This window comes from Stutzerimonas kunmingensis, assembly GCF_021432085.1.
Lineage (GTDB): Bacteria > Pseudomonadota > Gammaproteobacteria > Pseudomonadales > Pseudomonadaceae > Stutzerimonas.
In genome coordinates this window covers 3953983-3980438 of sequence record NZ_CP090366.1, presented here as the reverse complement: position 1 = coordinate 3980438, position 26456 = coordinate 3953983, and the positions used below count along the sequence as shown (strand labels likewise).

21 protein-coding genes, 5 tRNA genes, 3 rRNA genes and 1 pseudogene are annotated in these 26456 nt (G+C 57.5%); 23 read left to right on the top strand and 7 right to left on the bottom strand.

Features of this window, described 5'->3' with window-relative positions; translation table 11 throughout:
* Positions 1-99: 99 nt before the first annotated feature.
* The 6 genes and pseudogenes from rpe (at position 100) to trpC (ending at position 5617) form a co-directional block, all read left to right on the top strand.
* Positions 100-774 carry a ribulose-phosphate 3-epimerase gene (gene rpe, locus LW136_RS19010; RefSeq protein ID WP_234173583.1) on the top strand — a complete coding sequence of 225 codons (675 nt, stop codon included), beginning with the start codon at positions 100-102 and terminating at the stop codon, positions 772-774.
* Positions 771-1581, top strand: a pseudogene (locus LW136_RS19005) (phosphoglycolate phosphatase). Before rpe ends, LW136_RS19005 begins: the two are co-directional and overlap by 4 nt.
* A 70-nt stretch (positions 1582-1651) precedes the next feature.
* A complete protein-coding gene (trpE, locus tag LW136_RS19000; RefSeq protein WP_226688203.1) occupies positions 1652-3136 on the top strand; it encodes an anthranilate synthase component I in 1485 nt (494 codons plus the stop codon).
* Between the two features lie 2 nt (positions 3137-3138).
* Complete coding sequence (locus LW136_RS18995; protein ID WP_014821659.1) at positions 3139-3732, top strand: aminodeoxychorismate/anthranilate synthase component II; 594 nt, start codon at positions 3139-3141, stop codon at positions 3730-3732.
* Positions 3732-4778 carry an anthranilate phosphoribosyltransferase gene (gene trpD, locus LW136_RS18990; protein WP_234173577.1) on the top strand — a complete coding sequence of 349 codons (1047 nt, stop codon included), beginning with the start codon at positions 3732-3734 and terminating at the stop codon, positions 4776-4778. The genes LW136_RS18995 and trpD overlap by 1 nt, the downstream gene beginning before the upstream one ends.
* Positions 4775-5617: an indole-3-glycerol phosphate synthase TrpC gene (gene trpC, locus LW136_RS18985; RefSeq protein ID WP_125876909.1), complete on the top strand. Its 843-nt coding sequence runs from the start codon at positions 4775-4777 to the stop codon at positions 5615-5617. Before trpD ends, trpC begins: the two co-directional genes overlap by 4 nt.
* Before the next feature lie 45 nt (positions 5618-5662).
* Here the strand turns inward: trpC and crp are convergent, their stop codons facing one another.
* Positions 5663-6307, bottom strand: a complete 645-nt coding sequence (crp, locus tag LW136_RS18980; protein WP_234173575.1) for a cAMP-activated global transcriptional regulator CRP — start codon at positions 6305-6307, stop codon at positions 5663-5665.
* A gap of 212 nt (positions 6308-6519) precedes the next feature.
* Between crp and LW136_RS18975 the strand changes: the two genes are divergently transcribed.
* Together LW136_RS18975 and speD are read left to right on the top strand one after the other, a co-directional pair.
* Positions 6520-6942 (top strand): OsmC family protein, encoded by a 423-nt coding sequence (locus LW136_RS18975; RefSeq protein ID WP_234173574.1) that lies wholly within the window; start codon positions 6520-6522, stop codon positions 6940-6942.
* 210 nt (positions 6943-7152) lie between these two features.
* Positions 7153-7953, top strand: coding sequence for an adenosylmethionine decarboxylase (gene speD / locus LW136_RS18970; RefSeq protein WP_234175282.1), 801 nt, complete (start codon positions 7153-7155; stop codon positions 7951-7953).
* A gap of 57 nt (positions 7954-8010) precedes the next feature.
* Here the strand turns inward: speD and coq7 are convergent, their stop codons facing one another.
* Positions 8011-8658, bottom strand: a complete 648-nt coding sequence (coq7, locus tag LW136_RS18965; protein ID WP_023445868.1) for a 2-polyprenyl-3-methyl-6-methoxy-1,4-benzoquinone monooxygenase — start codon at positions 8656-8658, stop codon at positions 8011-8013.
* Positions 8659-8722: 64 nt separating this feature from the next.
* Positions 8723-9064, bottom strand: coding sequence for a histidine triad nucleotide-binding protein (locus LW136_RS18960; protein WP_042924969.1), 342 nt, complete (start codon positions 9062-9064; stop codon positions 8723-8725).
* A gap of 78 nt (positions 9065-9142) precedes the next feature.
* On the opposite strand from LW136_RS18960, the gene LW136_RS18955 reads away from it, so the two are divergent.
* On the top strand, positions 9143-10621 hold the full coding sequence (locus LW136_RS18955; protein WP_042924971.1) for an AAA family ATPase: 1479 nt from the start codon (positions 9143-9145) through the stop codon (positions 10619-10621).
* Between the two features lie 16 nt (positions 10622-10637).
* Here LW136_RS18955 and LW136_RS18950 read toward each other — a convergent pair whose 3' ends face one another.
* On the bottom strand, positions 10638-11594 hold the full coding sequence (locus LW136_RS18950) for a DUF805 domain-containing protein (RefSeq protein ID WP_234173571.1): 957 nt from the start codon (positions 11592-11594) through the stop codon (positions 10638-10640).
* Between the two features lie 131 nt (positions 11595-11725).
* The gene (hemJ, locus tag LW136_RS18945) at positions 11726-12154 is read right to left on the bottom strand and encodes a protoporphyrinogen oxidase HemJ (protein WP_014821649.1); all 429 of its coding nucleotides are present in this window, start codon (positions 12152-12154) and stop codon (positions 11726-11728) included.
* Between the two features lie 128 nt (positions 12155-12282).
* On the opposite strand from hemJ, the gene argC reads away from it, so the two are divergent.
* Positions 12283-13317: an N-acetyl-gamma-glutamyl-phosphate reductase gene (gene argC / locus LW136_RS18940; RefSeq protein ID WP_041015127.1), complete on the top strand. Its 1035-nt coding sequence runs from the start codon at positions 12283-12285 to the stop codon at positions 13315-13317.
* A 111-nt stretch (positions 13318-13428) separates the two neighbouring features.
* Positions 13429-13779, top strand: coding sequence for an iron-sulfur cluster insertion protein ErpA (erpA, locus tag LW136_RS18935; RefSeq protein WP_014821647.1), 351 nt, complete (start codon positions 13429-13431; stop codon positions 13777-13779).
* 51 nt (positions 13780-13830) lie between these two features.
* Here erpA and LW136_RS18930 read toward each other — a convergent pair whose 3' ends face one another.
* Both LW136_RS18930 and LW136_RS18925 read right to left on the bottom strand, forming a co-directional pair.
* On the bottom strand, positions 13831-14922 hold the full coding sequence (locus tag LW136_RS18930) for an anhydro-N-acetylmuramic acid kinase (protein ID WP_234173569.1): 1092 nt from the start codon (positions 14920-14922) through the stop codon (positions 13831-13833).
* Between the two features lie 2 nt (positions 14923-14924).
* Complete coding sequence (locus LW136_RS18925; protein WP_101275974.1) at positions 14925-16340, bottom strand: peptidoglycan DD-metalloendopeptidase family protein; 1416 nt, start codon at positions 16338-16340, stop codon at positions 14925-14927.
* A 170-nt stretch (positions 16341-16510) separates the two neighbouring features.
* Here LW136_RS18925 and tyrS point away from each other — a divergent pair, with 170 nt between their 5' ends.
* The 12 genes from tyrS to LW136_RS18865 all read left to right on the top strand — a co-directional run bounded on the left by tyrS (position 16511) and on the right by LW136_RS18865 (position 26409).
* On the top strand, positions 16511-17710 hold the full coding sequence (tyrS, locus tag LW136_RS18920; protein WP_234173566.1) for a tyrosine--tRNA ligase: 1200 nt from the start codon (positions 16511-16513) through the stop codon (positions 17708-17710).
* A gap of 570 nt (positions 17711-18280) precedes the next feature.
* Positions 18281-19817 (top strand): 16S ribosomal RNA (locus LW136_RS18915).
* A 91-nt stretch (positions 19818-19908) separates the two neighbouring features.
* Positions 19909-19985: transfer RNA gene (locus LW136_RS18910), tRNA-Ile, on the top strand.
* Between the two features lie 30 nt (positions 19986-20015).
* Positions 20016-20091 (top strand) — tRNA-Ala (locus LW136_RS18905).
* Positions 20092-20344: 253 nt separating this feature from the next.
* Positions 20345-23235 (top strand): 23S ribosomal RNA (locus LW136_RS18900).
* Between the two features lie 133 nt (positions 23236-23368).
* Positions 23369-23484: ribosomal RNA gene (gene rrf / locus LW136_RS18895) — 5S ribosomal RNA — on the top strand.
* The 16S, 23S and 5S rRNA genes sit together here with 2 tRNA genes alongside, the layout of an rRNA operon.
* A 120-nt stretch (positions 23485-23604) precedes the next feature.
* On the top strand, positions 23605-24552 hold the full coding sequence (gene birA, locus LW136_RS18890) for a bifunctional biotin--[acetyl-CoA-carboxylase] ligase/biotin operon repressor BirA (RefSeq protein WP_234173564.1): 948 nt from the start codon (positions 23605-23607) through the stop codon (positions 24550-24552).
* Complete coding sequence (locus LW136_RS18885) at positions 24549-25286, top strand: type III pantothenate kinase (protein WP_234173562.1); 738 nt, start codon at positions 24549-24551, stop codon at positions 25284-25286. The genes birA and LW136_RS18885 overlap by 4 nt, the downstream gene beginning before the upstream one ends.
* Before the next feature lie 24 nt (positions 25287-25310).
* A complete protein-coding gene (locus LW136_RS18880) occupies positions 25311-25982 on the top strand; it encodes an SPOR domain-containing protein (protein ID WP_234173559.1) in 672 nt (223 codons plus the stop codon).
* A 141-nt stretch (positions 25983-26123) separates the two neighbouring features.
* A tRNA-Tyr gene (locus tag LW136_RS18875) sits at positions 26124-26208 on the top strand.
* A gap of 25 nt (positions 26209-26233) precedes the next feature.
* A tRNA-Gly gene (locus tag LW136_RS18870) sits at positions 26234-26307 on the top strand.
* A 26-nt stretch (positions 26308-26333) separates the two neighbouring features.
* Positions 26334-26409, top strand: a tRNA-Thr gene (locus LW136_RS18865).
* Positions 26410-26456: the final 47 nt, after the last annotated feature.

Here is a 26456-nt window from a genome sequence, read left to right as displayed (position 1 = left end):
CCTAGCGGCTCGCCGGCATCCGCAATGGATGTCAGGCGCGCCGCAATCCTGACCCTCGGGTACAATGCGCGGCATTCCGCCGTGCTACCCGAGGTCGTCATGCAGCCGTTCGCTATCGCCCCTTCGATTCTTTCCGCCAACTTCGCCCGTCTGGGTGAGGAAGTGGACAACGTGCTGGCCGCCGGCGCCGACATCGTCCATTTCGATGTGATGGACAACCACTACGTACCCAACCTGACCATCGGCCCCATGGTCTGCTCCGCGCTGCGCAAGCATGGCGTCACCGCGCCCATCGACGTGCATCTGATGGTCAAGCCGGTGGACCGCATGATTGGCGACTTCCTCGAAGCGGGCGCCAGCTATATCACCTTCCACCCGGAAGCCTCCGAGCACATTGATCGCTCGCTGCAGCTGATCAAGGACGGCGGCGCCAAGGCCGGTCTGGTATTCAATCCGGCCACGCCGCTGGACGTGCTCAAGTACGTGATGGACAAGGTCGACATGGTCCTGCTGATGAGCGTCAACCCCGGCTTCGGCGGGCAGAAGTTCATCCTCGGCACGCTGGACAAGCTGCGCGAGGCGCGTGCCCTGATCGACGCCAGCGGCCGCGAGATTCGCCTGGAGATCGACGGCGGTGTGAATCCGAAGAACATCCGCGAAATCGCTGCGGCGGGCGCCGATACCTTCGTTGCCGGCTCGGCGATCTTCAACCAGCCGGATTACAAAGCCGTGATCGACCAGATGCGCGCCGAGCTGGCACTGGCGCGCCCATGACCCGCATGGAGCAACTGTTCGACGGCACGCTGCCACGGCTGGTGATGTTCGATCTCGACGGTACCCTGATGGATTCGGTACCGGACCTGGCCGCGGCGGTGGACAAGATGTTGATGCTGCTCGGCCGCGAGCCTGCCGGCATCGAGCGGGTGCGCGACTGGGTTGGCAATGGCTCGCGCGTGCTGGTGCGTCGCGCATTGGCCGGTAAGCTGGGGCATGAAGGTGTAAGCGACGAGTTGGCCGACGAGGCGCTGGCGCTGTTCATGCAGGCCTACTCCGGCGGCCACGAGCTGACGGCTGTCTATCCGGGCGTTCGCGAGTGTCTGGACTGGCTGCGCGAGCGCGAGGTGAAGCTGGCGATCATCACCAACAAGCCGGCGCAGTTCATCGAACCACTGCTGGAGGAAAAGGGGTTGGCCGGTTACTTCGATTGGCTGGTCGGCGGCGATACCTTGCCGCAGCAGAAACCCGATCCGGCGGCGCTGTTCTGGGTGATGGACAAGGCGGGCGTTGCGCCCGGCGAATCGCTGTTCGTTGGGGACTCACGCAACGACGTATGGGCTGCCAAGGCCGCGACAGTACGCTGTGTCGCCCTTACCTACGGCTACAACCACGGCGAGCCCATCGCGGATGAGCAGCCGGCGCTGGTGCTCGACGACCTGCGCGAGCTGGTTGCTTCGGCTCCGGGGCTGCGCTAGTGTGGCCGGACTCTTTTTGACCCCCCGAAGAGATCCGCTCGTGGTGCTCACCCGCAGACAATGGATGAAAGTCATCAAGGCCCTGGCCCGTTGGCGCTGGCGCGCCTGACTTTTCCTGCCGGCCAGGCCGGCGCGTTTGCCGTTGTTCGTTCGAACCCTCCTCAGACCACGAGGCTGACATGACCCGCGAAGAATTCCTGCGTTTGGCCGCCGAAGGCCATAACCGCATCCCCCTGTCATTCGAAACCCTTGCCGACTTCGACACGCCGCTGTCGCTGTACCTGAAACTGGCCGATGCGCCGAACTCCTATCTGCTCGAATCCGTTCAGGGCGGCGAGAAGTGGGGCCGCTATTCGATCATCGGCCTGCCATGCCGCACCGTGCTACGCGTGCGGGGCTACCGCATCAGCGTCACCACTGATGGCGTCGAGACCGAGGCCTGCGAGGTCGAGGACCCGCTGGCCTTCGTCGAATCCTTTCAGCAGCGCTACCGCGTCGCGCCGGTCGAAGGTCTGCCGCGCTTCAATGGCGGGCTGGTCGGCTATTTCGGCTACGACAGCGTGCGCTATGTCGAGCGCAAACTGGGCAATTGCCCCAACCCGGACCCGCTGGGCACACCGGATATCCTGCTGATGGTTTCCGACGCCGTGGTGGTGTTCGATAACCTTGCCGGCAAGCTGCACTGCATCGTGCTGGTCGACCCGTCGCAGCCGGAAGCCTATGAGGCAGGTCAGGCCCGCCTGCAAGCGCTGCGGGCGAAGCTGCGCCAGTCGATCACGCCGCGCCTGGGCCTGGATTTCGAAAAGAGCAACGGCGCCGAACCGACCTTCCGTTCCAGCTTCAGCCGCGAGGATTACGAGCAGGCGGTCAACCGCATCAAGGACTACATCCTCGCCGGCGACTGCATGCAGGTGGTGATTTCCCAGCGCATGTCGATCCCGTTCAAGGCTGCGCCGATCGATCTCTACCGCGCGCTGCGCTGCTTCAACCCGACGCCCTACATGTACTTCTTCAACTTCGGCGACTTCCACGTGGTGGGGTCGTCGCCGGAAGTGCTGGTGCGGGTCGAGGAAGGTCTGGTCACGGTCCGCCCCATCGCCGGCACGCGCCCGCGCGGTGCCAACGAAGAGGCTGATCTGGCGCTGGAGCAGGACCTGCTCAGCGATGCCAAGGAGCTCGCCGAACACCTGATGCTGATCGACCTGGGCCGCAACGATGTCGGCCGTGTCGCCGAGACCGGCACGGTGCGGCTGACCGAGAAGATGGTCATCGAGCGCTATTCGAATGTCATGCACATCGTTTCCAACGTCACCGGTCAGCTCAAGGCGCCATTGACGGCGATGGACGCGCTGCGCGCGATCCTGCCGGCCGGCACGCTCTCCGGGGCACCGAAGATCCGCGCGATGGAAATCATCGACGAGCTGGAACCGGTCAAGCGTGGTGTCTACGGCGGCGCCGTCGGCTATCTGGCCTGGAACGGCAACATGGATACCGCCATCGCCATCCGTACCGCGGTGATCAAGGATGGCGAGCTGCATGTGCAGGCCGGTGCCGGTATCGTCGCCGACTCGCAGCCGGCGCTCGAATGGGAAGAGACGCTGAACAAGCGCCGCGCCATGTTCCGTGCGGTGGCCCTGGCCGAACGCGACCAGCAGGAGAACTGATCATGCTGTTGATGCTCGATAACTACGATTCCTTTACCTACAACGTCGTGCAGTACCTCGGCGAGCTTGGTGCCGACGTCAAGGTGGTGCGCAACGACGAGCTGAGCGTGGCCGAGATCGAAGCGCTGAATCCGGAGCGCATCGTCGTCTCGCCGGGCCCGTGCACGCCGAACGAGGCGGGTGTGTCGCTGGAGCTGATTCGTCATTTCGCCGGCGAGTTGCCCATTCTCGGCGTTTGCCTCGGCCACCAGAGCATCGGTCAGGCCTTCGGTGGCGATGTGGTACGTGCTCGGCAGGCCATGCATGGCAAGACCAGCCCGGTGTTTCACCATGACCAGGGTGTGTTCGCCGGGCTCAATAATCCGCTGACCGTCACCCGATACCACTCGCTGGTGGTCAAGCGCGAGACGTTGCCCGAATCCCTGGAAATCACCGCATGGACCCAGCTGGACGATGGCTCGGTCGACGAGATCATGGGCTTGCGACACAAGACGCTGAACATCGAGGGCGTGCAGTTCCACCCCGAATCGATCCTCACCGAACAGGGCCATGAGCTGTTCGCGAATTTTCTGAAGCAGACCGGAGGCGTGCGCTGATGGATATCAAGGAAGCCCTCAACCGCATCGTCGGTCAGCTGGACCTGACCACCGAAGAGATGCAGGCGGTGATGCGTCAGATCATGACCGGTCAATGCACTGATGCGCAGGTCGGTGCGTTCCTCATGGGCATGCGCATGAAGAGCGAAACCATCGACGAGATCGTCGGCGCGGTGCAGGTCATGCGTGAGCTTGCTGCCCCGGTGCGTTTCGACACCGACAAGCTTGTCGACACCTGTGGCACCGGTGGCGACGGCATGAATATCTTCAACGTGTCCACTGCCGCCTCGTTCGTCGTTGCGGCCGCTGGCGGCAAGGTCGCCAAGCACGGTAACCGCGCAGTATCCGGCAAGAGCGGCAGCGCCGATCTGCTCGAGGCGGCCGGGGTCTTCCTCGACCTGACGCCCGAGCAGGTGGCGCGCAGTGTCGATACGGTCGGCGTCGGCTTCATGTTCGCCCCGGCCCATCATGGCGCCATGAAGCATGCGGCCGGCCCGCGCCGCGAACTCGGCCTACGTACGCTGTTCAATATCCTCGGCCCCATGGCCAACCCGGCCGGCGTCTGCCATCAGGTGCTTGGCGTGTTCAGCAAGGCACTGTGCCGGCCGATGGCCGAAGTGCTGGCGCGTCTTGGCAGCAAGCATGTGCTGGTGGTGCATGCGCAGGATGGGCTGGACGAGATCAGTCTGGCCGCGCCGACGCATGTTGCCGAGCTGAAGGATGGTGATATCCGTGAATACAGCATTCAGCCCGAGGACTTTGGCATCAAGAGCCAGAGTTTGATCGGCCTGAACGTAGAGGACGCTCAGGGCTCGCTGGCCTTGATCCGCGATGCGCTGGGGCGTCGGCAGAGCGAAAACGGGCAGAAGGCTGCCGACATGATCGTGCTCAACGCTGGCGCTGCGCTTTACGCAGCCGATCTGGCGAGCAGCCTGAAGCAGGGTGTCGAGATGGCGCATGATGCCCTCAGCACCGGGTTGGCGCGTGACAAGCTGGAGGAGCTGGTTTCCTTCACCGCGGTATTCAAGCAGGAGAATCAAAAGTGAGCGTGCCGACCGTTCTGGAGAAGATCATCGCCCGCAAGTTCGAGGAGGTTGCGCAGCGCAGTCGCCAGGTCGGGCTGGGTGAGCTGGAGCAGCGTGCCGCAGCTGCCGATCCGGTGCGTGGCTTCGCGGCCGCGCTTGAGCGCCGGGTGCGCAGCAAGGAGCCTGCGGTTATCGCTGAGGTGAAGAAGGCATCGCCGAGCAAAGGGGTCATTCGCGATCCCTTCCTGCCCGCCGAGATTGCCGCCAGCTACGAGACCGGGGGCGCTGCTTGCCTGTCGGTGTTGACCGACATCGATTTCTTTCAGGGCGCCGATGAATATCTGCAGCAGGCGCGGGCGGCTTGCTCGCTGCCGGTTATCCGCAAGGATTTCATGATCGACCCGTATCAGGTGATCGAAGCGCGCGCGCTTGGCGCCGACTGCATTCTGCTGATCGTCGCGGCACTGGACGATGCGCGTATGCACGAGCTGGCGGCGGTGGCCAAGCAGCAGGGGCTGGACGTGCTGGTAGAGGTGCACGACGCTGCCGAACTCGAACGTGCGCTGCGTCTGGAAACGCCGCTGGTGGGCATCAACAACCGCAACCTGCATACCTTCGAGGTCAATCTGGAAACCACGCTGGATCTGCTGCCGCGGATTCCAAAGGATCGTCTGGTGGTGACCGAGAGCGGGATCTTCAATCGTGCCGATGTCGAGCTGATGGAGATAAACCAGGTGTATGCATTCCTGGTGGGCGAGGCGTTCATGCGCGCCGAGCAACCTGGCGTAGAGCTGCAGCGCCTGTTCTACCCTGATCGTTCGCGCGGCCGTGCGGCCCCTGTCGCTGCCGATCCGGAGTGACCGCCTGCCCGCGCATTGCGCGCTGGCAGGTAGCGGTCTGAAGGATCAGCGAGTGCCGAATACCACCATGGTCTTGCCTTTGACATAGACTAGACCCTGGGCTTCCAGGCTCTTGAGCACCCGGCCGACCATCTCGCGGGAGCAACCGACGATACGGCCAATTTCCTGGCGGGTGATCTTGATCTGCATGCCGTCCGGATGAGTCATGGCGTCGGGCTGCTTGCACAGGTCCAGCAACGTGCGAGCCACGCGGCCGGTAACGTCGAGGAAGGCCAGGTCGCCGACCTTGCGTGTGGTATTGCGCAGGCGCTCAGCCATCTGGCTGCCGAGAGCGTAGAGAATGTCCGGGTCCTGCAGGGTCAGTTCGCGAAACTTTGCATAGCTTAGTTCCGCCACTTCGCATTCGGTCTTTGCGCGGACCCAGGCGCTGCGTTCCTTTTCCGCCCCTTCTTTCTCGAAAAGCCCCATCTCTCCGAAAAAGTCGCCTGCATTCAAATAGGCGATGATCATCTCGCGACCGTCGTCATCCTCGATAAGAATGGTGACCGAGCCTTTGACGATGAAAAAAAGCGACTCGCAACGGTCGCCTGCGTAAATGATCGTGCTCTTCGCCGTGTACCGCCGTCTATGGCAATGGGCGAGCAACTTGTCGATATTCTTTATCTTGGGCGTAAGAGAGATAGCTACCATGCTGTGGGTCCCGGATAAGTATTCAATAAAGACTGATTATTGTTATATGTGGCTGTCATTCAGCTTTCGTGAGCTTAACAGACCAAGGCGGAGCAGTTGCAAAGTTGCGACAGGCGAAACGTGTGGGTCAACGCACCTTTAGTCGCGTATGTGACGCTGTCGATTTAAAGGCCCATGCTAAGCTAGCCGCCCTGTTTTTATTGGAGCTGGCGATGAAAGCGCGCATTCAATGGGTCGACGGTGCGATGTTCCTTGGCGAGTCCGGCAGCGGACATGTCGTGGTGATGGATGGCCCGCCCGAGAACGGCGGACGTAACCTTGGCGTACGCCCCATGGAGATGCTGCTACTTGGCCTGGGTGGCTGCAGTAACTTCGATGTAGTGAGCATCCTGAAAAAGTCGCGGCAGGCTGTGGATAGTTGCGAAGTCTTCGTTGAGGCCGACCGTGCAGCCGAAGACCCAAAGGTGTTTACCAAGATTCATCTGCGTTTCGTCGTCAAGGGGCGCTCGCTGAAGGAGGCCCAGGTCAAGCGCGCGGTCGAGCTTTCGGCGGAGAAGTACTGCTCGGCCTCAATCATGCTTGGTCGTGCCGGCGTCGAGATCAGCCATGCTTACGAGATTGTCGAGCTCGACTGACCGCTATCGGCTATCTCAATCGATGGGAGTGGGTCTGGTGACGCTTTCGAAAAGCCTCCCGCTCTGCATCATGCGCAGCCCCGATTGATTCGGGTGTCATTCATTCCATTGCAATAACGGCCGTCACCGGCGCGAAGAGGTGTTTACCGTCCTGCTCAGATGCTTCGGTGTCCGACGGGCATGAGCCCCGACAAGAGAATGTTTCCAATGGTGAAAAGCAAACTCAAGCTTCACGGGTTCAACAATCTGACCAAGCCCTTGAGCTTCAACATCTACGACATCTGCTATGCCGAGACGTCTGAAGACCAGCAGGCATATGTGCAGTACATCGATGAAGAATACGACGCCGAGCGGCTTACACAGATTCTGACCGATGTTGTAGACATCATTGGTGCCAACATACTCAACATTGCCCGCCAGGATTACGAGCCGCAGGGCGCCAGCGTGACGATTCTGATCTCCGAACAACCGGTGACGCCAACTGACAGTCAGATCGAGGAGTCGCCTGGCCCGCTGCCCGAAACCATCCTTGCGCACCTCGACAAGAGCCACATCACCGTGCATACCTACCCGGAAATACATCCGGTGGACGGCATTGCCACGTTCCGCGTCGATATCGATGTTTCAACCTGCGGCGTTATCTCGCCGCTGAAGGCGCTCAACTATCTGATCCACCAGTTCGATTCGGATATCGTCACCGTGGATTATCGCGTGCGCGGTTTTACCCGCGATGTCGAGGGCAAGAAGCACTTCATTGATCACGAGATCAACTCTATCCAGAACTACCTGTCTGATGACACGCGCTCGGTCTATCAGATGACCGATGTGAATGTGTACCAGGAAAATCTGTTCCACACCAAGATGCTGCTCAAGGACTTCGAGCTGGAGAATTATCTGTTTGGCGATGCGACCAGCAATCTTTCTCCGGAGCAGCGCAAGCAGGTCGAGAAGCGGTTGCGTCACGAGATGCTGGAAATTTTCTACGCGCGCAACATGCCGCGTCATGCGTAGGCTTCAGCAGCATTGTCATTGATAAGGGCGCTTCGGCGCCCTTTTTCGTGGCAAACGTCAGATGCGATAAGTCGCCTTGGTCATGACCTTGGATACCAGGCTCATGCCGAATTTGACCGGGGCTGGAAATCGCAGGCCGCCGGCCTCGATGGCGGCGGTGGAGTGCTGCTGCTCGTCCTCGCGCATCTGCTCGAGAATGGCGCGAGATTTGTCGTCGCTTGCCGGGAGCTGGCCAAGATGCTCGTCCAGGTGCTTGCAGACCTGATCTTCAGTAGCAGCGACGAAGCCCAGGCTGATGCGATCGCTGATCAGACCGGCCGTGGCACCAATCCCGAACGACAGCCCGTAGAAAAGCGGATTGAGCACGCTGGTGTGGCTGCCCAGCTGGCGGATGCGTTGTTCACACCAGGCCAGATGGTCGATTTCCTCATCCGCCGCTTGTTCCATCGCCCGACGTACCTGCGGGAGGCGAGCCGTCAGGGCCTGGCCCTGGTACAGCGCCTGAGCGCAGACTTCGCCGGTGTGGTTGATGCGCATCAGGCCGGCAACGTGGCGGGTCTCGCTCTCGCTGAGTTCGGCCTCGTTCTTCAATACCGCCGGCGACGGGCGTGCTGGCTGGCCACTGAAAGGCAACAGCGTGCGCAGGGCCGAATCGGCCTGCATCAGCAAGCGGTCAGCTGGGGAGTAGTGGCGTTGGCTGGTCATATGTCCTCCGGAACAGGTTGGAGCCACGGGCAGTGGATGAGGCTGCAGTTTGGGCGCTTGGCTGTCAGCCTGGCGGCCAATGCATCTGCCGCTGACCGAGTACGTGCATGTGAATATGGTTGACCGTCTGCCCGCCTAGGTCATTGCAGTTCATCACCACGCGAAAACCGTCCTGACACCCTTGCTCTGTGGCCAGGCGTTGCGCAGTCAAGAGGATATGCCCGGCAAGCGCCTTGTCGTGCTCATCGTTCAGGTCGTGCAAGGTGGCGATATGTTCCTTCGGAATCACCAGAAAGTGCACCGGGGCCTGAGCCGCGATGTCGTGGAAGGCGATAACCTGATCGTCCTCGTAAAGCTTGCGTGCGGGAATTTCCCCGTCCACGATCTTGCAAAACAGACAATCCATGGCGGTTCTCCGGGAGAGCGTCGGTCAAACAGTGTATCAGGGCATATGAGCCGTGGTGAGGCTGTACAGGGAGGTGATGTGAAGAACGATATTCATGATCTGGGTTTGGTTCTGGATTCGAGAGTCCGACTGGTGCTGGTTGAGTCTTGGGACGAGCGCAGAGTGCTCGAGACGCTGACGGGGCTTGCCATGCGCCAAGGCTTGGGCTTCTACCTGTGGTCGGCGACCGAGGGGGTGCGCCATCTGTCCTTTGGCGGCGAGCTGCAGGGCGGCGAGGAAAGCTGCGCGCCGGACGTGGCGCTGAAACTGGTGAAGCACGATCCCCGGGCGAGCCTGTACGTCTTCTGCGATCTGCATCCGTTTCTCGATGAGCCGAAGTTGGTGCGGCTGCTGAAGGACATTGCGATGAGTGAAGCGCCTGTGGCGCCGACCCTCGTGCTGGTGTCGCATGCGCTCAAGCTGCCGCCTGAAGTGCAACGCTACGCAGCACGCTTCAGCCTTTCGCTGCCGGCCGAGGAAGAGTTGCTTGCCATCGTCCGCGAGGAAGCCACCCGCTGGAGCGAGCGTAATCGCGGTGCTCGCGTTCGCACCGACAATCGCACGTTGCAGCAGGTGGTGAAGAATCTGCGCGGCCTGAGCCATGCAGAGGCGCGGGCGCTGGCACGCAATGTCATCTGTGATGACGGTGCGATCACCCAGGAGGATATTCCCGAGCTCAATCGCAGCAAGTTTCAGCTGCTGGATCTCGATGGGGTACTCGGGTTCGAATACGAGACGGCCCGCTTCGCGGAGGTGGGTGGTCTGGCCAATTTCAAACGTTGGCTGGCGGAGCGGCAGGGCGCGTTTCTGGATGGTCAGGGCGATGATCTACCGCGCGGCGTGATGCTGGTCGGCGTGCAAGGTGGCGGCAAGAGCCTCGCCGCTAAGGCGGTCGCCGGTCTGTGGGGGCTGCCGTTGCTGCGGTTGGATTTCGCCTGCTTGTACAACAAGTATTTCGGTGAAACCGAGCGTAACCTGCGTGAAGCGCTGACCCTCGCGGAACAGATGGCGCCTTGCGTTTTGTGGATGGACGAGATCGAAAAAGGTTTGGCGACCGGCGATATGGATGGCGGCGTAAGCCAGCGGGTACTGGGCACACTGCTGACGTGGATGGCCGAGCGTACCGCGCCGGTATTCATGGTGGCTACGGCAAACGCCATCGATCGGCTGCCTGCAGAGCTGCTGCGAAAGGGGCGATTCGACGAACTCTTCTTCGTGGATTTGCCAGATCTCGCGACGCGTGCGGAGATCTTCCGCATCCATCTCACGCGACGCGAACTGCAACCTGATGATATGGGGCTGATGGTACTGGCCGGGGCGAGTGATGGTTTCTCCGGCGCCGAGATCGAGCAGGTGGTGGTCAGCGCGGTTTATGCCGGCCAGGCCCAGCAACGGGATGTCGATCAAGCGATGCTGCTCGACTGCATTCGTGCAACATCGCCGTTGTCGGTTGTCATGGCCGAGCGCCTCGATGCACTGCGGGAGTGGGCAAGGGGGCGCACGGTACAAGCCGATTGAGGGGCTGCTTCAGCAGCTAGAAGCCGGCTCCCTGACGCATTTCCACCAGCGCGGGGATGGTCAGCGCCGCCACTAGGCCGGAGATGATCAACAGCAGCCACAGCGCGGCGAGGATCTTCACCGACCGGCTGTTGGGCGGTGGTGGCGAACCATAGCGATTGACTTCCCGACTCCCCGGCATCAGCAGCATGACGAAGGGAAACAGGCTGCCCAGCACCGGGACCAGATTGAGCAGGATCAGCCAGCCGGACCAGCCGAAGTCATGCAGGCGCTGAACGCCGATCTGCACGCTGACCACGAGCATGCCGATGCCGATCAAGCCCATGCAGATGAGCCCCATCGTGCTGGAGATTGCCATCATGATCGCGGCGACACCGAACAAGCCCGTGGCCGCGACCATGATCACCAGTGACCACGCTAGATAACGCAGACGGCCAATCCGGCCTGTGACGGAAAAAGGCTTGAGGTCGCCATGTCGAGGCATTGCTTCGCTGACGTTTGCAGAGGGCGGGGCGTAAGGTGACACCGTTGCGCTGGCGCCCTGAGGTGCAGCACTCTCATGAAGCTGCGCCTGACGCGCCAGATACTTCTCGATGATGATGCCGCACGTACTGCACTCATTGGCCTGGCTTTGCGCGTGCCCGCATTTAGGACATGTCATGAGCGCGGCAGGTGGTTTGTCACCTTGGGCCGCCGCCAGTTCTTCATCCGTTTGCACAAGGCTCAGGGTGGGGCTGGCGTGCTCAGGCTCTTTGTATGCCCTGGCACCAGCGCGGTGCAGCGCGCCGATGTACTTGTCGGCTTCCTGCCTGCTCAGCTTGCTTTTGATCACGGCCGCCTGGCCACTGAACAATCGCTCGACCTTGCTTGGGTCGGTCTTGAACAGGACGGCCAGGTTTGCCTTTACCGCCTCGAGCGGCATGTCGGGCATAAGTTCGCCGGTGAAGACGATTTTGAATTGAGCTTGTTGCATGTGGCGTCCGTGTCACAGGGATGGTTGCGGCAGATTAGGGGTGAGGAACAGCGGATACAACAACGTATGCTCCGGTTTCCGAGTCAGGTAACACAATGCTCTCGAACTCAACTGATCAGCTGTCGGCCAGCTCAGAAGGGCCTGACGACGACAAGGATCACGATGGCCAGCAGAAACAGGACCGGGACCTCATTGAACCAGCGATAGAACACGTGCCCGCGAATGTTCTCGTCACGAGCAAACCGCTTCAGTTGTGCGCCGCATACATGGTGATAGCCGACCAATACAAGGACCAGCGCCAACTTGGCGTGAAGCCAGCCGCCTGTACCGAACAAACCGGGATTCAGAATGACCATCCATATGCCAAACACCAGCGTGGCGATCATGGAAGGAAGCATGATGCCGCGGTAAAGCTTACGCTCCATGATCTTGAAGCGCTCTCGACTGGGTTCATCCTCACTCATCGCGTGATAAACGAACAAGCGAGGAAGATAGAAAAGTCCGGCGAACCAGCAGACGACGGCGATGATGTGCAGTGCTTTGAGCCAAAGGTAGAGCATCTATGGAATCCTGCGGGGGCGAATGCGTCGATAGTAGTGGCTGCGTTCGCCCCCGTCATCCCGGCGGTTGGCCCGCGATCAAAGCAGCTTTATCATCGCGCTTTTACGTTTCCAGTTGAGGGCAGGTCATGATCAAGGTCGGTATCGTTGGCGGCACAGGCTATACGGGCGTCGAATTGCTGCGCCTGCTTGCTCAGCATCCGCAGGCCGAAGTGGCTGTCATCACCTCCCGCTCTGAGGATGGGGTGAAGGTCACCGACATGTACCCCAATCTGCGAGGCCATTACGACGACCTCGCTTTCAGTGTTCCGGACGCAGCAACATTGGGTGGATGCGACGTGGTGTTCTTCGCGACCCCTCATGGCGTCGCCCACGCACTTGCTGGCGAGTTGCTGGCAGCCGGAACCCGAGTCATTGATTTGTCCGCTGATTTCCGCCTGCAGGATGCCGAAGAGTGGGCGAAATGGTACGGGCAGGCTCACGGTGCGCCTGAACTGCTCGCTGAGGCCGTGTACGGACTGCCTGAAGTCAATCGCGAGCAGATCAGAAAGGCACGCTTGATTGCCGTTCCTGGCTGTTACCCGACCGCTACCCAGCTGGGCTTTCTACCGCTGCTTGAAAATGGCCTTGCTGATGCCTCGCGCTTGATTGCGGATTGCAAGTCGGGCGTCAGCGGTGCCGGGCGCGCAGCGAAGATCGGTTCCCTGTTCACCGAGGCTGGCGAAAGCATGATGGCGTATGCGGTCAAAGGGCACCGGCATCTGCCGGAGATCAGCCAAGGTCTGCGCCGAGCTGCGCAAGGTGACGTCGGGCTGACTTTTGTTCCGCACCTGACTCCGATGATCCGTGGTATCCACGCGACGCTGTACGCCACCGTTGCCGATACTTCCGTGGATCTGCAGCGCCTTTATGAGCGCCGTTATGCCAACGAGCCGTTCGTCGATGTGATGCCGGCCGGCAGTCATCCGGAGACACGTAGCGTGCGTGGCGCTAACGTTTGCCGCATTGCCGTACATCGTCCGCAGGACGGTGACCTGGTGGTCGTGCTGTCCGTGATCGACAACCTGGTGAAAGGCGCATCCGGCCAGGCGATCCAGAATATGAATATCCTGTTCGATCTGAATGAAAAACTGGGGCTTGGAAATGTGGCGCTCCTGCCATAAACCGGTTTTCACATCGGGGCGCTGAAGCTGGTCGAATAGTTGACCGGTTTTGTCAGGAAAGCCGATAATGCACCGTCAATGCAGTAGGGCGTTTCACGCCAGGAGAAACCAATGAGTGTCGAATCCTTCACGCCCACCGCCATCCAGTTCAGTCAGGGGGCGGCAAGCAAGGTGAAGAGCTTGGTCGATGAGGAAGGCAATCCGCGCTTGAAGCTGCGGGTCTTCGTCACTGGAGGCGGCTGCTCGGGTTTCCAGTACGGCTTTACTTTCGATGAAGATGTGGCCGACGACGATACGCTCATTGAGCGAGAGGGCGTAAGTCTCGTGGTCGACCCCATGAGCTACCAGTACCTGGCTGGTGCAGAAGTGGACTACCAGGAAGGGCTGGAAGGCTCTCGTTTCGTGATCAAGAATCCAAACGCTACGACTACCTGTGGTTGCGGTCAGTCGTTTTCTATCTGATGTCTGTGGCCTCGAAGCGCCGTGCACTGCACGGCGTTTCCGTTTCTGGCATCAAACGGGATAGATTGCGCCAAGGATTCGAGAGCCCCGTGCGCCAGTGACCGCGGGACGATTTGCCGGGATGCCTTCCAGGCAGCAGTGGGCCAGCCATGCAAATGCCATCGCCTCCACCCAGTCTGCCGGCACCCCCTCGCTGTCTGTGCTTTTGACCTCACAAGTCGGGGCCAGCGCCTGTAACCTTCGCATCAGCGCAGCGTTATGCGCCCCACCACCGCAGACAAGCAGCTCCTCAACGTTCAGCTGAGTGGCGATGAGTGACTCGGCTATGCTCCTCGCAGTAAGTTCGAGCAGCGTCGCCTGGACATCTGCAGGCTGCAGATCTTTCCGGTCGGCGAGAAGTCTATCCAGCCAGGCCAGGTTGAAAAGCTCGCGTCCGGTGCTTTTGGGGCCCTGAGTTTTGAAAAAATCTTCGTTGAGCATCAAGGTGAGTAAGTCCTCATCCATGATGCCGGTCGTCGCCCAATCGCCGTTGCAGTCGTATGCCAAGCACTTGTGGCGTTGAATCCAGGCGTCCATCAGGACGTTGCCGGGCCCACAATCGAAGCCATGGGTAGGGTTGCCTGGATACAGAATGCTGAGATTGCTGAATCCCCCGATGTTCAGAATCGCGCGGACTCGCTGGGAATTGCCAAAGATGGATTCGTGGAAAGCGGGCACGAGCGGTGCGCCATGTCCGCCGGCAGCAACGTCGCGTCGGCGAAAGTCCCCAACCACGGTTATGCCGGTCAATTCCGCCAATAGAGCGGGGTTGCCGATTTGAATCGTGAACCCGAGATGGGGTTCATGCCTGATAGTTTGACCGTGGCTGCCAATAGCGCGTATCGACTGCGGGGCAAGCTGCTGTTCGATGAGCAGCTGATCAACCGTTTCTGCTGCGAGCGTAGCCCACTGGTTCTCAGCAATAGCTGCGCGCTTCAGCTCGTCCCGCCCAGACGAGCACAGGGCGAGTAGATCTTGCTTTAGCTTGGCAGGCATTTCCTGGAAGCGGGTGGCTATCAGCCGAGTGCGGGTGGTCTGCTCGATGAGCGCGATGTCCAGGCCATCAAGACTGGTGCCGGACATCACCCCCAGATAAAGAGCCACGATTACTGCTGGTTGAGGGCTAGTACGGTGGCCTTCTCTTCGTCCATCCGTGCCATCAGAGGCTGGCTCAGTTGCATGAAGCGCTGCTTTTCGTTGCGAGCGATCGGATCTGCCATCGGTAGTTTCAGGCCTAGCGGATCGACATGAACGCCGTCGACCTGGAACTCATAATGCAGATGCGGGCCGGTGGAAAGGCCGGTTGTGCCGATGTAGCCAATGATCTGACCTTGCTTTACAGCGGATCCATTACGCACACCTTTGGCAAAACCTTGCATGTGCGCATACAGGGTGCGGTAGCGCTGGCCGTGCTGGATGATCACCGTGTTGCCATAGCCGCCCTTGCGCCCGGCAAGCAGTACTTTGCCGTCACCGGCGCTTTTGATCGGCGTCCCGTGCGGGGCTGCATAATCAACCCCTTTGTGCGCTCGGATCTTGTTCAGGATCGGATGTTTGCGACCATTGGAAAAGCGAGAGCTGATACGTGCAAAGTCTACCGGCGTTCGGATGAATGCTTTGCGCATGCTGGTACCGTCAGCATTGTAATAGCTGGTGGCTCCATCCTTATTGGTGTAGCGAACGGCGGAATAGGTTTTGCCCCGATTGGTAAAGCGTGCCGCGAGGATATTGCCGGTACCGACGCGTTGCCCCTCTACGGTCTTCTCTTCATAAATAACTTCGAAGCTGTCGCCTTTGCGAATGTCGAGTGCAAAGTCGATGTCGTAGCCAAATACGTTGGCCAGATCCATAGTCAAGTTATGGCTGAGGCCCGCGCGCTTCGCGGCTAGAAACAGACTGCTATCAATCTCACCGCGAGCGTATACGGAGCTGATTTCGGGCTTGATCTGTTCTTTTCTGAATGAATAACCGTCAGGTGTCTTCTCTAGCGCCAGCGTTTCCAGGCTGTTGAGTTTGCTGCGTAGGCCGGCTAGCCCGCCTTGCTCAGTCAGTTGAAACTCAAGGGACTGGCCGATCTTCAAGCGGGAAAACTGTTTGGCATCCTTGCTGCTCGACAGGACGGCATGCATGACGGATGGGGAAAGGCCCACTTTGGAAAATACTGTCGATAGCGTATCCCCATTGGCCACGACCACGGTCTTCGTCAGAGAGTCTGACTCTGGAGCGGGGGCCTGGGTGAGCTCCTCTTCTTCCAGTAGCTCAGCATTCTTGGCCTCGGATGATGTGCCCAGCGCGGCAGTTGCAGCGAAGGGAGACTCGACCAGGCCTGGTTGGCTGTCGCCGGGCTCGACGACAATTTGTCCAGAGGAGGACTCGAGCTTCAAGTCAATGAAGGTCTTCTTCGCCTCGACTTCACGTGATGGGAATACAAGCAGCGCCAGGCTCAGCAGCGCAGCTACACCACTGGCAGCCAGAAGATGGCTCTTGGGGTAGTTCGGAGCTTTTGATTTGGAAGGCATCATTGGGCTTCTGGCATATTTTTGCACGGGAAATAACTGTCTAAAATATAAGCAAAGCGCATCGGAGGCAACCCTTGTGGCTGCTGAGCTGCTGGTCGGTACAAGCGCGCTGCTTGTAATCGGCCGTCGATCTTGTAAGGTTGTCGCCCTTTAATAATGGTACGGGGCTTGCCATGAAGTCGGTTGAAGAGCAACTGTCGGTGATCAAACGGGGCGCTGATGAGGTGCTCGTCGAATCGGAGCTGGTCACTAAGCTTGAGCGAGGCGAGCCGTTGCGCGTCAAAGCGGGATTCGACCCTACCGCTCCCGATCTTCATCTCGGGCATACCGTGCTCATTAATAAGATGCGCCAGCTTCAGGACTTGGGGCATCAGGTGATCTTCCTTATAGGGGATTTCACCGGAATGATTGGTGATCCAAGTGGCAAAAGCGCCACACGGCCCCCGTTGACTAGAGAGCAGGTCCTCGAGAACGCCGAAACTTACAAGTCCCAGGTTTTTAAGATACTGGATCCCGCAAAGACCGAGGTGGCGTTCAATTCAACCTGGATGGACAAGCTGACCCCAGCCGACTTTATCCGTCTAGCTTCTCAATATACTGTCGCTCGTATGCTTGAGCGTGATGATTTCAGTAAGCGCTACTCCACGAACCAGCCGATAGCCATCCATGAGTTCCTCTATCCGCTCGTCCAGGGGTATGACTCGGTTGCGTTGAGGGCTGACATAGAGCTCGGAGGGACTGACCAGAAATTCAACTTGCTTATGGGGCGTGAGCTTCAGCGGTCGTACGGTCAGGCCTCGCAGTGCGTGGTGACCATGCCGTTGCTTGAGGGGCTGGATGGAGTGAAGAAGATGTCCAAGTCCCTTGGCAATTACGTTGGGATCCAAGAAGCACCAGGCGTCATGTATAGCAAGTTGGTCTCGATCCCTGATTCGCTCATGTGGCGGTACTTCGAGCTGCTCAGCTTCCGGTCGCAGGGTGAGCTCGATGAGTTTCGTGCTGATGTCGAGCGGGGATCCAATCCCCGGGATATCAAGATCAAGTTGGCCGAGGAGATCGTTGCGCGTTTCCATGGGGACGAAGCGGCTGCGGCTGCGCATCGTTCTGCGGGTAATCGGATGAAGGAGGGTGAGCTTCCCGAAGACCTTCCGGAAATCGAACTGATCTCTGATCAGGACATGCCCATTGCGTCGGTCCTTAATAAGGCGGCGCTGGTCAAGAATGCAGCTGTCGCGCGTGACTTACTGGGTTCTAGCGGTGTCCGTGTTGACGGGCAGGTAGTGGATCGTGGTTTCGTATTCAGGCTTGGCGCGACCCATATTTGTCAGGCTGGAAAGAAGTCGTTCGCGCGTATTTCCCTCAAGGCAGGATAAAACTGAAATAAACGGTTGACGTTGATTTTCAGGCTCCTATAATGCGCACCACTTCCGGCGCAGTCCTTAGGCAAAACCTCTTGTAAATCAAAAGGTTAGCGAAATAAAAGGGTTGCACGGATGGCGGGTTCGAGTAGAATGCGCCGGGCTGGCAGGGTGGTGGTTGGATCCTGTTGGCGGCTTCGGTCGGGTTGATCGGAAGCGGTTGAAAGAGGTGGTTGACAGCGGTTTTGAACGCTGTATGATTCGCCTCCCGCTGACGAGAGGCGCAAGTTGATCTGAAGTGCAAGCGGTTGAGAAGAAAGAAAAACTTCTTCAAAAACAGCTTGACAGGTAACAAGGCTGCTGTAGAATGCGCGGCCTCGGTTGAGACGAAAGACTTGATCGAAACGCTCTTTAACAACTGAATCAAGCAATTCGTGTGGGTGCTTGTGAATGTAAGACTGATGGTCAGATAGATTATCAGCATCACAAAGCAACACTCGTTTATTCGAGAGTTACTCTTTACTTGTAAAGAGATTTGCGATTGCTGAGCCAAGTTTAGGGTTTTCTCAAAACCCAAGCAGTATTGAACTGAAGAGTTTGATCATGGCTCAGATTGAACGCTGGCGGCAGGCCTAACACATGCAAGTCGAGCGGATGAAGAGAGCTTGCTCTCTGATTCAGCGGCGGACGGGTGAGTAATGCCTAGGAATCTGCCTGATAGTGGGGGACAACGTTTCGAAAGGAACGCTAATACCGCATACGTCCTACGGGAGAAAGCAGGGGACCTTCGGGCCTTGCGCTATCAGATGAGCCTAGGTCGGATTAGCTAGTTGGTGAGGTAACGGCTCACCAAGGCGACGATCCGTAACTGGTCTGAGAGGATGATCAGTCACACTGGAACTGAGACACGGTCCAGACTCCTACGGGAGGCAGCAGTGGGGAATATTGGACAATGGGCGAAAGCCTGATCCAGCCATGCCGCGTGTGTGAAGAAGGTCTTCGGATTGTAAAGCACTTTAAGTTGGGAGGAAGGGCATTAACCTAATACGTTAGTGTTTTGACGTTACCGACAGAATAAGCACCGGCTAACTTCGTGCCAGCAGCCGCGGTAATACGAAGGGTGCAAGCGTTAATCGGAATTACTGGGCGTAAAGCGCGCGTAGGTGGTTTGTTAAGTTGAATGTGAAAGCCCCGGGCTCAACCTGGGAACTGCATCCAAAACTGGCAAGCTAGAGTATGGCAGAGGGTGGTGGAATTTCCTGTGTAGCGGTGAAATGCGTAGATATAGGAAGGAACACCAGTGGCGAAGGCGACCACCTGGGCTAATACTGACACTGAGGTGCGAAAGCGTGGGGAGCAAACAGGATTAGATACCCTGGTAGTCCACGCCGTAAACGATGTCGACTAGCCGTTGGGATCCTTGAGATCTTAGTGGCGCAGCTAACGCATTAAGTCGACCGCCTGGGGAGTACGGCCGCAAGGTTAAAACTCAAATGAATTGACGGGGGCCCGCACAAGCGGTGGAGCATGTGGTTTAATTCGAAGCAACGCGAAGAACCTTACCAGGCCTTGACATGCAGAGAACTTTCCAGAGATGGATTGGTGCCTTCGGGAACTCTGACACAGGTGCTGCATGGCTGTCGTCAGCTCGTGTCGTGAGATGTTGGGTTAAGTCCCGTAACGAGCGCAACCCTTGTCCTTAGTTACCAGCACGTTAAGGTGGGCACTCTAAGGAGACTGCCGGTGACAAACCGGAGGAAGGTGGGGATGACGTCAAGTCATCATGGCCCTTACGGCCTGGGCTACACACGTGCTACAATGGTCGGTACAAAGGGTTGCCAAGCCGCGAGGTGGAGCTAATCCCATAAAACCGATCGTAGTCCGGATCGCAGTCTGCAACTCGACTGCGTGAAGTCGGAATCGCTAGTAATCGTGAATCAGAATGTCACGGTGAATACGTTCCCGGGCCTTGTACACACCGCCCGTCACACCATGGGAGTGGGTTGCTCCAGAAGTAGCTAGTCTAACCTTCGGGGGGACGGTTACCACGGAGTGATTCATGACTGGGGTGAAGTCGTAACAAGGTAGCCGTAGGGGAACCTGCGGCTGGATCACCTCCTTAATCGAAGACTTCAGCTTCTTCATAAGCTCCCACACGAATTGCTTGATTCACTAGCGAAAAGCGATTGGGTTTCGACCCGAGAGAGACGATTGGGTCTGTAGCTCAGTTGGTTAGAGCGCACCCCTGATAAGGGTGAGGTCGGCAGTTCGAATCTGCCCAGACCCACCAATTGTCATGGGATGTGGCCGATCTGTAGATGGGGCCATAGCTCAGCTGGGAGAGCGCCTGCTTTGCACGCAGGAGGTCAGCGGTTCGATCCCGCTTGGCTCCACCATTAACTCGAAAATCGCTGAAAGCTCAGAAATGAGTGCTGCTTGCGCATCCTGTGATGTGTGAGGGTATTGATTTCTGGTCTTTGCGCCAGAACTGTTCTTTAAAAATTTGGGTATGTGATAGAAGTAGATTTGAGTGGTCACTTTCACTGGTGATTATTCAAGTCAAGGTAAAATTTGCGTGTTCTCTATGCAAATTTTCGGCGAATGTCGTCTTCACGTTATAGACAGTAACCAGATTGCTTGGGGTTATATGGTCAAGTGAAGAAGCGCATACGGTGGATGCCTTGGCAGTCAGAGGCGATGAAAGACGTGGTAGCCTGCGAAAAGCTTCGGGGAGTCGGCAAACAGACTTTGATCCGGAGATGTCTGAATGGGGGAACCCAGCCATCATAAGATGGTTATCACACACTGAATACATAGGTGTGTGAGGCGAACCAGGGGAACTGAAACATCTAAGTACCCTGAGGAAAAGAAATCAACCGAGATTCCCTTAGTAGTGGCGAGCGAACGGGGATTAGCCCTTAAGCTTCTTTGATTTTAGCGGAACGCTCTGGAAAGTGCGGCCATAGTGGGTGATAGCCCTGTACGCGAAAAGGTCTTAGAAGTGAAATCGAGTAGGACGGAGCACGAGAAACTTTGTCTGAATATGGGGGGACCATCCTCCAAGGCTAAATACTACTGACTGACCGATAGTGAACCAGTACCGTGAGGGAAAGGCGAAAAGAACCCCGGAGAGGGGAGTGAAATAGAACCTGAAACCGTATGCGTACAAGCAGTGGGAGCCTACTTTGTTAGGTGACTGCGTACCTTTTGTATAATGGGTCAGCGACTTATTTTCAGTGGCGAGCTTAACCGAATAGGGGAGGCGTAGCGAAAGCGAGTCTTAATAGGGCGTCTAGTCGCTGGGAATAGACCCGAAACCGGGCGATCTATCCATGGGCAGGTTGAAGGTTAGGTAACACTGACTGGAGGACCGAACCGACTACCGTTGAAAAGTTAGCGGATGACCTGTGGATCGGAGTGAAAGGCTAATCAAGCTCGGAGATAGCTGGTTCTCCTCGAAAGCTATTTAGGTAGCGCCTCGTGTATCACTGCTGGGGGTAGAGCACTGTTTCGGCTAGGGGGTCATCCCGACTTACCAAACCGATGCAAACTCCGAATACCAGCAAGTGTCAGCACGGGAGACACACGGCGGGTGCTAACGTCCGTCGTGAAAAGGGAAACAACCCAGACCGTCAGCTAAGGTCCCAAAATCCTGGTTAAGTGGGAAACGATGTGGGAAGGCTTAGACAGCTAGGAGGTTGGCTTAGAAGCAGCCACCCTTTAAAGAAAGCGTAATAGCTCACTAGTCGAGTCGGCCTGCGCGGAAGATGTAACGGGGCTCAAACCAGGTACCGAAGCTACGGGTTCAACGTAAGTTGAGCGGTAGAGGAGCGTTCTGTAAGCCTGTGAAGGTCAGTTGAGAAGCTGGCTGGAGGTATCAGAAGTGCGAATGCTGACATGAGTAACGACAATGCGAGTGAAAAACTCGCACGCCGAAAGACCAAGGGTTCCTGCGCAACGTTAATCGACGCAGGGTGAGTCGGTCCCTAAGGCGAGGCTGAAGAGCGTAGTCGATGGGAAACGGGTTAATATTCCCGTACTTCTAGTTACTGCGATGGGGGGACGGAGAAGGCTAGGCCAGCAAGGCGTTGGTTGTCCTTGTTTAAGGTGGTAGGCAGAGATCTTAGGTAAATCCGGGATCTTAATGCCGAGAGCTGATGACGAGCTTTCTTTTAGAAAGCGAAGTGGTTGATGCCATGCTTCCAGGAAAAGCCTCTAAGCTTCAGGTAACTAGGAACCGTACCCCAAACCGACACAGGTGGTTGGGTAGAGAATACCAAGGCGCTTGAGAGAACTCGGGTGAAGGAACTAGGCAAAATGGCACCGTAACTTCGGGAGAAGGTGCGCCGGTGAGGGTGAAGTATTTACTACGTAAGCCCATGCCGGTCGAAGATACCAGGCCGCTGCGACTGTTTATTAAAAACACAGCACTCTGCAAACACGAAAGTGGACGTATAGGGTGTGACGCCTGCCCGGTGCCGGAAGGTTAATTGATGGGGTTAGCGCAAGCGAAGCTCTTGATCGAAGCCCCGGTAAACGGCGGCCGTAACTATAACGGTCCTAAGGTAGCGAAATTCCTTGTCGGGTAAGTTCCGACCTGCACGAATGGCGTAACGATGGCGGCGCTGTCTCCACCCGAGACTCAGTGAAATTGAAATCGCTGTGAAGATGCAGTGTATCCGCGGCTAGACGGAAAGACCCCGTGAACCTTTACTATAGCTTTGCACTGGACTTTGAATTTGCTTGTGTAGGATAGGTGGGAGGCTTTGAAGCGTGGACGCCAGTTCGCGTGGAGCCAACCTTGAAATACCACCCTGGCAACTTTGAGGTTCTAACTCTGGTCCGTTATCCGGATCGAGGACAGTGTATGGTGGGTAGTTTGACTGGGGCGGTCTCCTCCTAAAGAGTAACGGAGGAGTACGAAGGTGCGCTCAGACCGGTCGGAAATCGGTCGTAGAGTATAAAGGCAAAAGCGCGCTTGACTGCGAGACAGACACGTCGAGCAGGTACGAAAGTAGGTCTTAGTGATCCGGTGGTTCTGTATGGAAGGGCCATCGCTCAACGGATAAAAGGTACTCCGGGGATAACAGGCTGATACCGCCCAAGAGTTCATATCGACGGCGGTGTTTGGCACCTCGATGTCGGCTCATCACATCCTGGGGCTGAAGCCGGTCCCAAGGGTATGGCTGTTCGCCATTTAAAGTGGTACGCGAGCTGGGTTTAGAACGTCGTGAGACAGTTCGGTCCCTATCTGCCGTGGACGTTTGAGATTTGAGAGGGGCTGCTCCTAGTACGAGAGGACCGGAGTGGACGAACCTCTGGTGTTCCGGTTGTCACGCCAGTGGCATTGCCGGGTAGCTACGTTCGGAAGAGATAACCGCTGAAAGCATCTAAGCGGGAAACTTGCCTCAAGATGAGATCTCACTGGAGCCTTGAGCTCCCTGAAGGGCCGTCGAAGACTACGACGTTGATAGGTTGGGTGTGTAAGCGCTGTGAGGCGTTGAGCTAACCAATACTAATTGCCCGTGAGGCTTGACCATATAACACCCAAACAATTTGGCTGTTAGACGGAAAGTCGACAAACAGACCGAAAATCTGCACGAACACGCAATACCAATTCATCACATACCCGATTGGCTGCAGCGGCTAAACCCCGAGGCAGCAACTGAATTGCTTGACGACCATAGAGCGTTGGAACCACCTGATCCCTTCCCGAACTCAGTAGTGAAACGACGCATCGCCGATGGTAGTGTGGGGTCTCCCCATGTGAGAGTAGGTCATCGTCAAGCTCCTTTCCCAAACCCCCGACCCGCGTAAGCTGGTCGGGGGTTTGCTTTTGCGCGATTTAAAGACTGTGATAGGCACCTGTCGTTGGTGTCGCTATCATTCGGCCTCTTTTGGGGGGTGGCATGTATAGGCTGTTAACGTTGCTTCAGGATGGGCGCTTTCATTCGGGGCGTGAACTGGGGGAGGCGCTCGGCATAAGTCGCAGTGCGGTCTGGAAGCACCTGCAACGTATTCAGGCTGACGCAGTGCTTAACCTCTATAAAGTCCCCGGACGTGGGTACCGCTTGGCGGAACCTCTTTCGCTGCTCAATCATGAGGCGCTTGCGCCGCAACTGGAGCAGATTGGGTGGTCGCTGCATCTTTACGACTCGATTGACTCTACTAATGCTCAGGCATTGCGGCTCCTGCAGATCGTGCCACCTCCTTTTTTGGTTCTTGCAGAGGCTCAGTCTGCTGGTAGAGGGCGGCGCGGTCGTAGTTGGGTGAGTCCTTTCGGGCAGAACCTTTATTGCAGCTTGGCTATAAAGGTGCAGGGCGGTGCTAGTCAGCTTTCTGGTATGAGTCTGGTGGTCGGGCTGGCGGTAATGCAGGTGCTACATCAAGTCGGCATCTCGCAAGCGGGCCTCAAGTGGCCTAACGACGTATACGTTGATGGCCGCAAGATCGCAGGGATTCTGCTTGAGCTGACTGGCGACCCGGCGGATGTATGTCACGTAATTATCGGCATCGGCATCAATGTCAATATGATTGAGGCGGCGGGAATAGATCAGCTTTGGACATCCGTTAAAGAGCATGCAGGTATGGTTGATCGAAACGAGTTGCTGCTGACATTGGCCGCCACCCTTAGACAAAATTTGGAGCGGCATGCCCAGGTCGGGTTTGCCGCGATGAAGGGTGAGTGGGAATCTAACCATGTCTGGCAAGGCCTGAAATGCACGCTGAGTACCGGGTCTCAAGATTGCTCGGGCACGGTCTTGGGCGTCGATGATCAAGGCGGGCTCAGGATGATGATTGATGGGGGGGTGCAGTCCTTCAGTGGTGGTGAGCTAAGTTTGAGGCTTGATCAATGATTCTCGAGCTCGACTGTGGCAATAGCTTGATCAAATGGCGGGTGTTGCAAGTAAGCGGTGATGTTGCGGCTCAGGGCGCTTCTGTATCGGCCGTGGACCTCCTTAGTGCGCTCTCTGGCCTGACTGGCGTAAAGATTGAGCGTGCGCGGCTAGTTAGCGTTCGTAGCGATCTCGAGACTGAAGAGCTGTGTTCGTGCATCTCCAGTGCATTGTTCATTGACGTACAGCGCGCTCTACCAGCGCCTCGGCTTGGTGGCGTAGTGAACGGGTACCTCGAGTACGACCGTTTAGGGATGGACCGTTGGTTGGCCATGGTTGGCGCGTTCCAGTTGGAGCGCCGGGCAATGGTGGTAATCGACCTGGGGACGGCGGTCACGGTTGACTTCGTTGATGCAGAGGGCGGCCATCTGGGGGGCTACATTTGCCCTGGGATTTCTCTTCTTAGGCAGCAGTTGACTACCCATACCCGGCGCATCAGCTATACGGCAGAAGAAATCCCAATGATGCAAGGTGAGCCTGCGCCTGGGCGAAGCACTGTCCAGGCGGTTGAGCGGGGGTGCTTTCTGATGCTGCGTAGTTTTGTTGCTTCGCAAGTCCTGGCGGCCAGCGACTATCTTGGGGCTGACTTTGTAATCTACTCCACCGGTGGCGACGCAGCGCTGATCGACGATATGGTCGGGGTTAGGCGGGTTCCGGATCTGGTCTTTCGCGGGCTGGCGATTGCTTGTCCCTAGCGTCACATAGAAGGTCGAGCCTGCATGCGTTGGTTATTTTTCCTGTTGGTGCTGTTGAACGTATTCTTCTGGGTGCAGCATCAGTATCAGTCTCCCGTGCGCATCAAGGAGGTGGTGCCTCTTGATGCTTATGATCGGCCGACACCCAACATCACTCTGCTTAGTGAATCCTCTCCTTCGAACCGTAAAGACGCTGGGCAACCGGCGTCGTCCGACGGTGGCTGCCTATTTCTTGGTGGCTTCGATGACGAGTCGCCTGCGCTTTCCTTGGAGCAGCGGCTTTTGAGCTTGGATATCCAGTCGGAAATACGACGGATAGATACCGAGGTCGGCGTGGATTATTGGGTGTATCTGCCGCCGCTCGCTTCCAGGCAGGCTTCCCTGCGGCAATTGCGCGAGTTGCAAAGCCGTAATATTGACAGCTACATCATTACCGTTGGTGACTTGGCTAATGGCATTTCACTGGGCATCTTCTCCCGAAAGGATTCGGCAGAGGGCGTAGTGGCGCGCTTAAGCGAGGTTGATTATTCGGCGCTGGTGCGTGAGTTGCCGAGAATGCACTCCAAATACTGGGTGCAGGTGAGTGCCGCTAGTCGTGATCAATTGGGTGATGGGGTCATGGAAAGCTTGAAAGCAGACATGCCTGCCCTGCAATTTCGCCATATGCCCTGCACTGGCATTGCATCTTCTCAATAGTTTAAATAGAATGGCGCCCGCTTCGCCGTGGGGAGTCCAAGATTCCTTGGCAAGGCGGCTGTCAGTAAAGCTAACCTCAAGATTTTTATGAGGAAAAGCTTGACAGTAGGGTGGCAAGTGATGAAAATGCCGCCTCACTTTGGAGGGGTTCCCGAGCGGCCAAAGGGATCAGACTGTAAATCTGACGTCATAGACTTCGAAGGTTCGAATCCTTCCCCCTCCACCAGATTCAAGCGTAGGCTTCGGCGTTCGCGGGTATAGTTTAGTGGTAGAACCTCAGCCTTCCAAGCTGATGATGCGGGTTCGATTCCCGCTACCCGCTCCAGCTTCGGTGGTTGCGCAATGCGATTCGCTCATGTAGCTCAGTTGGTAGAGCACACCCTTGGTAAGGGTGAGGTCAGCGGTTCGAATCCGCTCATGAGCTCCAAACTCCAAAGGCAGATATGTATATATCTGCCTTTGTTTTAATGGTGG

Coding starts and splice junctions, on each gene's coding strand:
- LW136_RS18880 (WP_234173559.1), top strand. CDS start 25,311: ATGCGTTGGTTATTTTTCCTGTTGGTGCTGTTGAACGTATTCTTCTGG.
- tyrS (WP_234173566.1), top strand. CDS start 16,511: ATGAAGTCGGTTGAAGAGCAACTGTCGGTGATCAAACGGGGCGCTGAT.
- argC (WP_041015127.1), top strand. CDS start 12,283: ATGATCAAGGTCGGTATCGTTGGCGGCACAGGCTATACGGGCGTCGAA.
- trpD (WP_234173577.1), top strand. CDS start 3,732: ATGGATATCAAGGAAGCCCTCAACCGCATCGTCGGTCAGCTGGACCTG.
- LW136_RS18885 (WP_234173562.1), top strand. CDS start 24,549: ATGATTCTCGAGCTCGACTGTGGCAATAGCTTGATCAAATGGCGGGTG.
- crp (WP_234173575.1), bottom strand. CDS start 6,307: ATGGTAGCTATCTCTCTTACGCCCAAGATAAAGAATATCGACAAGTTG.
- LW136_RS18960 (WP_042924969.1), bottom strand. CDS start 9,064: ATGGATTGTCTGTTTTGCAAGATCGTGGACGGGGAAATTCCCGCACGC.
- LW136_RS18925 (WP_101275974.1), bottom strand. CDS start 16,340: ATGATGCCTTCCAAATCAAAAGCTCCGAACTACCCCAAGAGCCATCTT.
- rpe (WP_234173583.1), top strand. CDS start 100: ATGCAGCCGTTCGCTATCGCCCCTTCGATTCTTTCCGCCAACTTCGCC.
- coq7 (WP_023445868.1), bottom strand. CDS start 8,658: ATGACCAGCCAACGCCACTACTCCCCAGCTGACCGCTTGCTGATGCAG.
- LW136_RS18950 (WP_234173571.1), bottom strand. CDS start 11,594: ATGCAACAAGCTCAATTCAAAATCGTCTTCACCGGCGAACTTATGCCC.
- trpE (WP_226688203.1), top strand. CDS start 1,652: ATGACCCGCGAAGAATTCCTGCGTTTGGCCGCCGAAGGCCATAACCGC.
- LW136_RS18995 (WP_014821659.1), top strand. CDS start 3,139: ATGCTGTTGATGCTCGATAACTACGATTCCTTTACCTACAACGTCGTG.
- birA (WP_234173564.1), top strand. CDS start 23,605: ATGTATAGGCTGTTAACGTTGCTTCAGGATGGGCGCTTTCATTCGGGG.
- erpA (WP_014821647.1), top strand. CDS start 13,429: ATGAGTGTCGAATCCTTCACGCCCACCGCCATCCAGTTCAGTCAGGGG.
- hemJ (WP_014821649.1), bottom strand. CDS start 12,154: ATGCTCTACCTTTGGCTCAAAGCACTGCACATCATCGCCGTCGTCTGC.
- LW136_RS18975 (WP_234173574.1), top strand. CDS start 6,520: ATGAAAGCGCGCATTCAATGGGTCGACGGTGCGATGTTCCTTGGCGAG.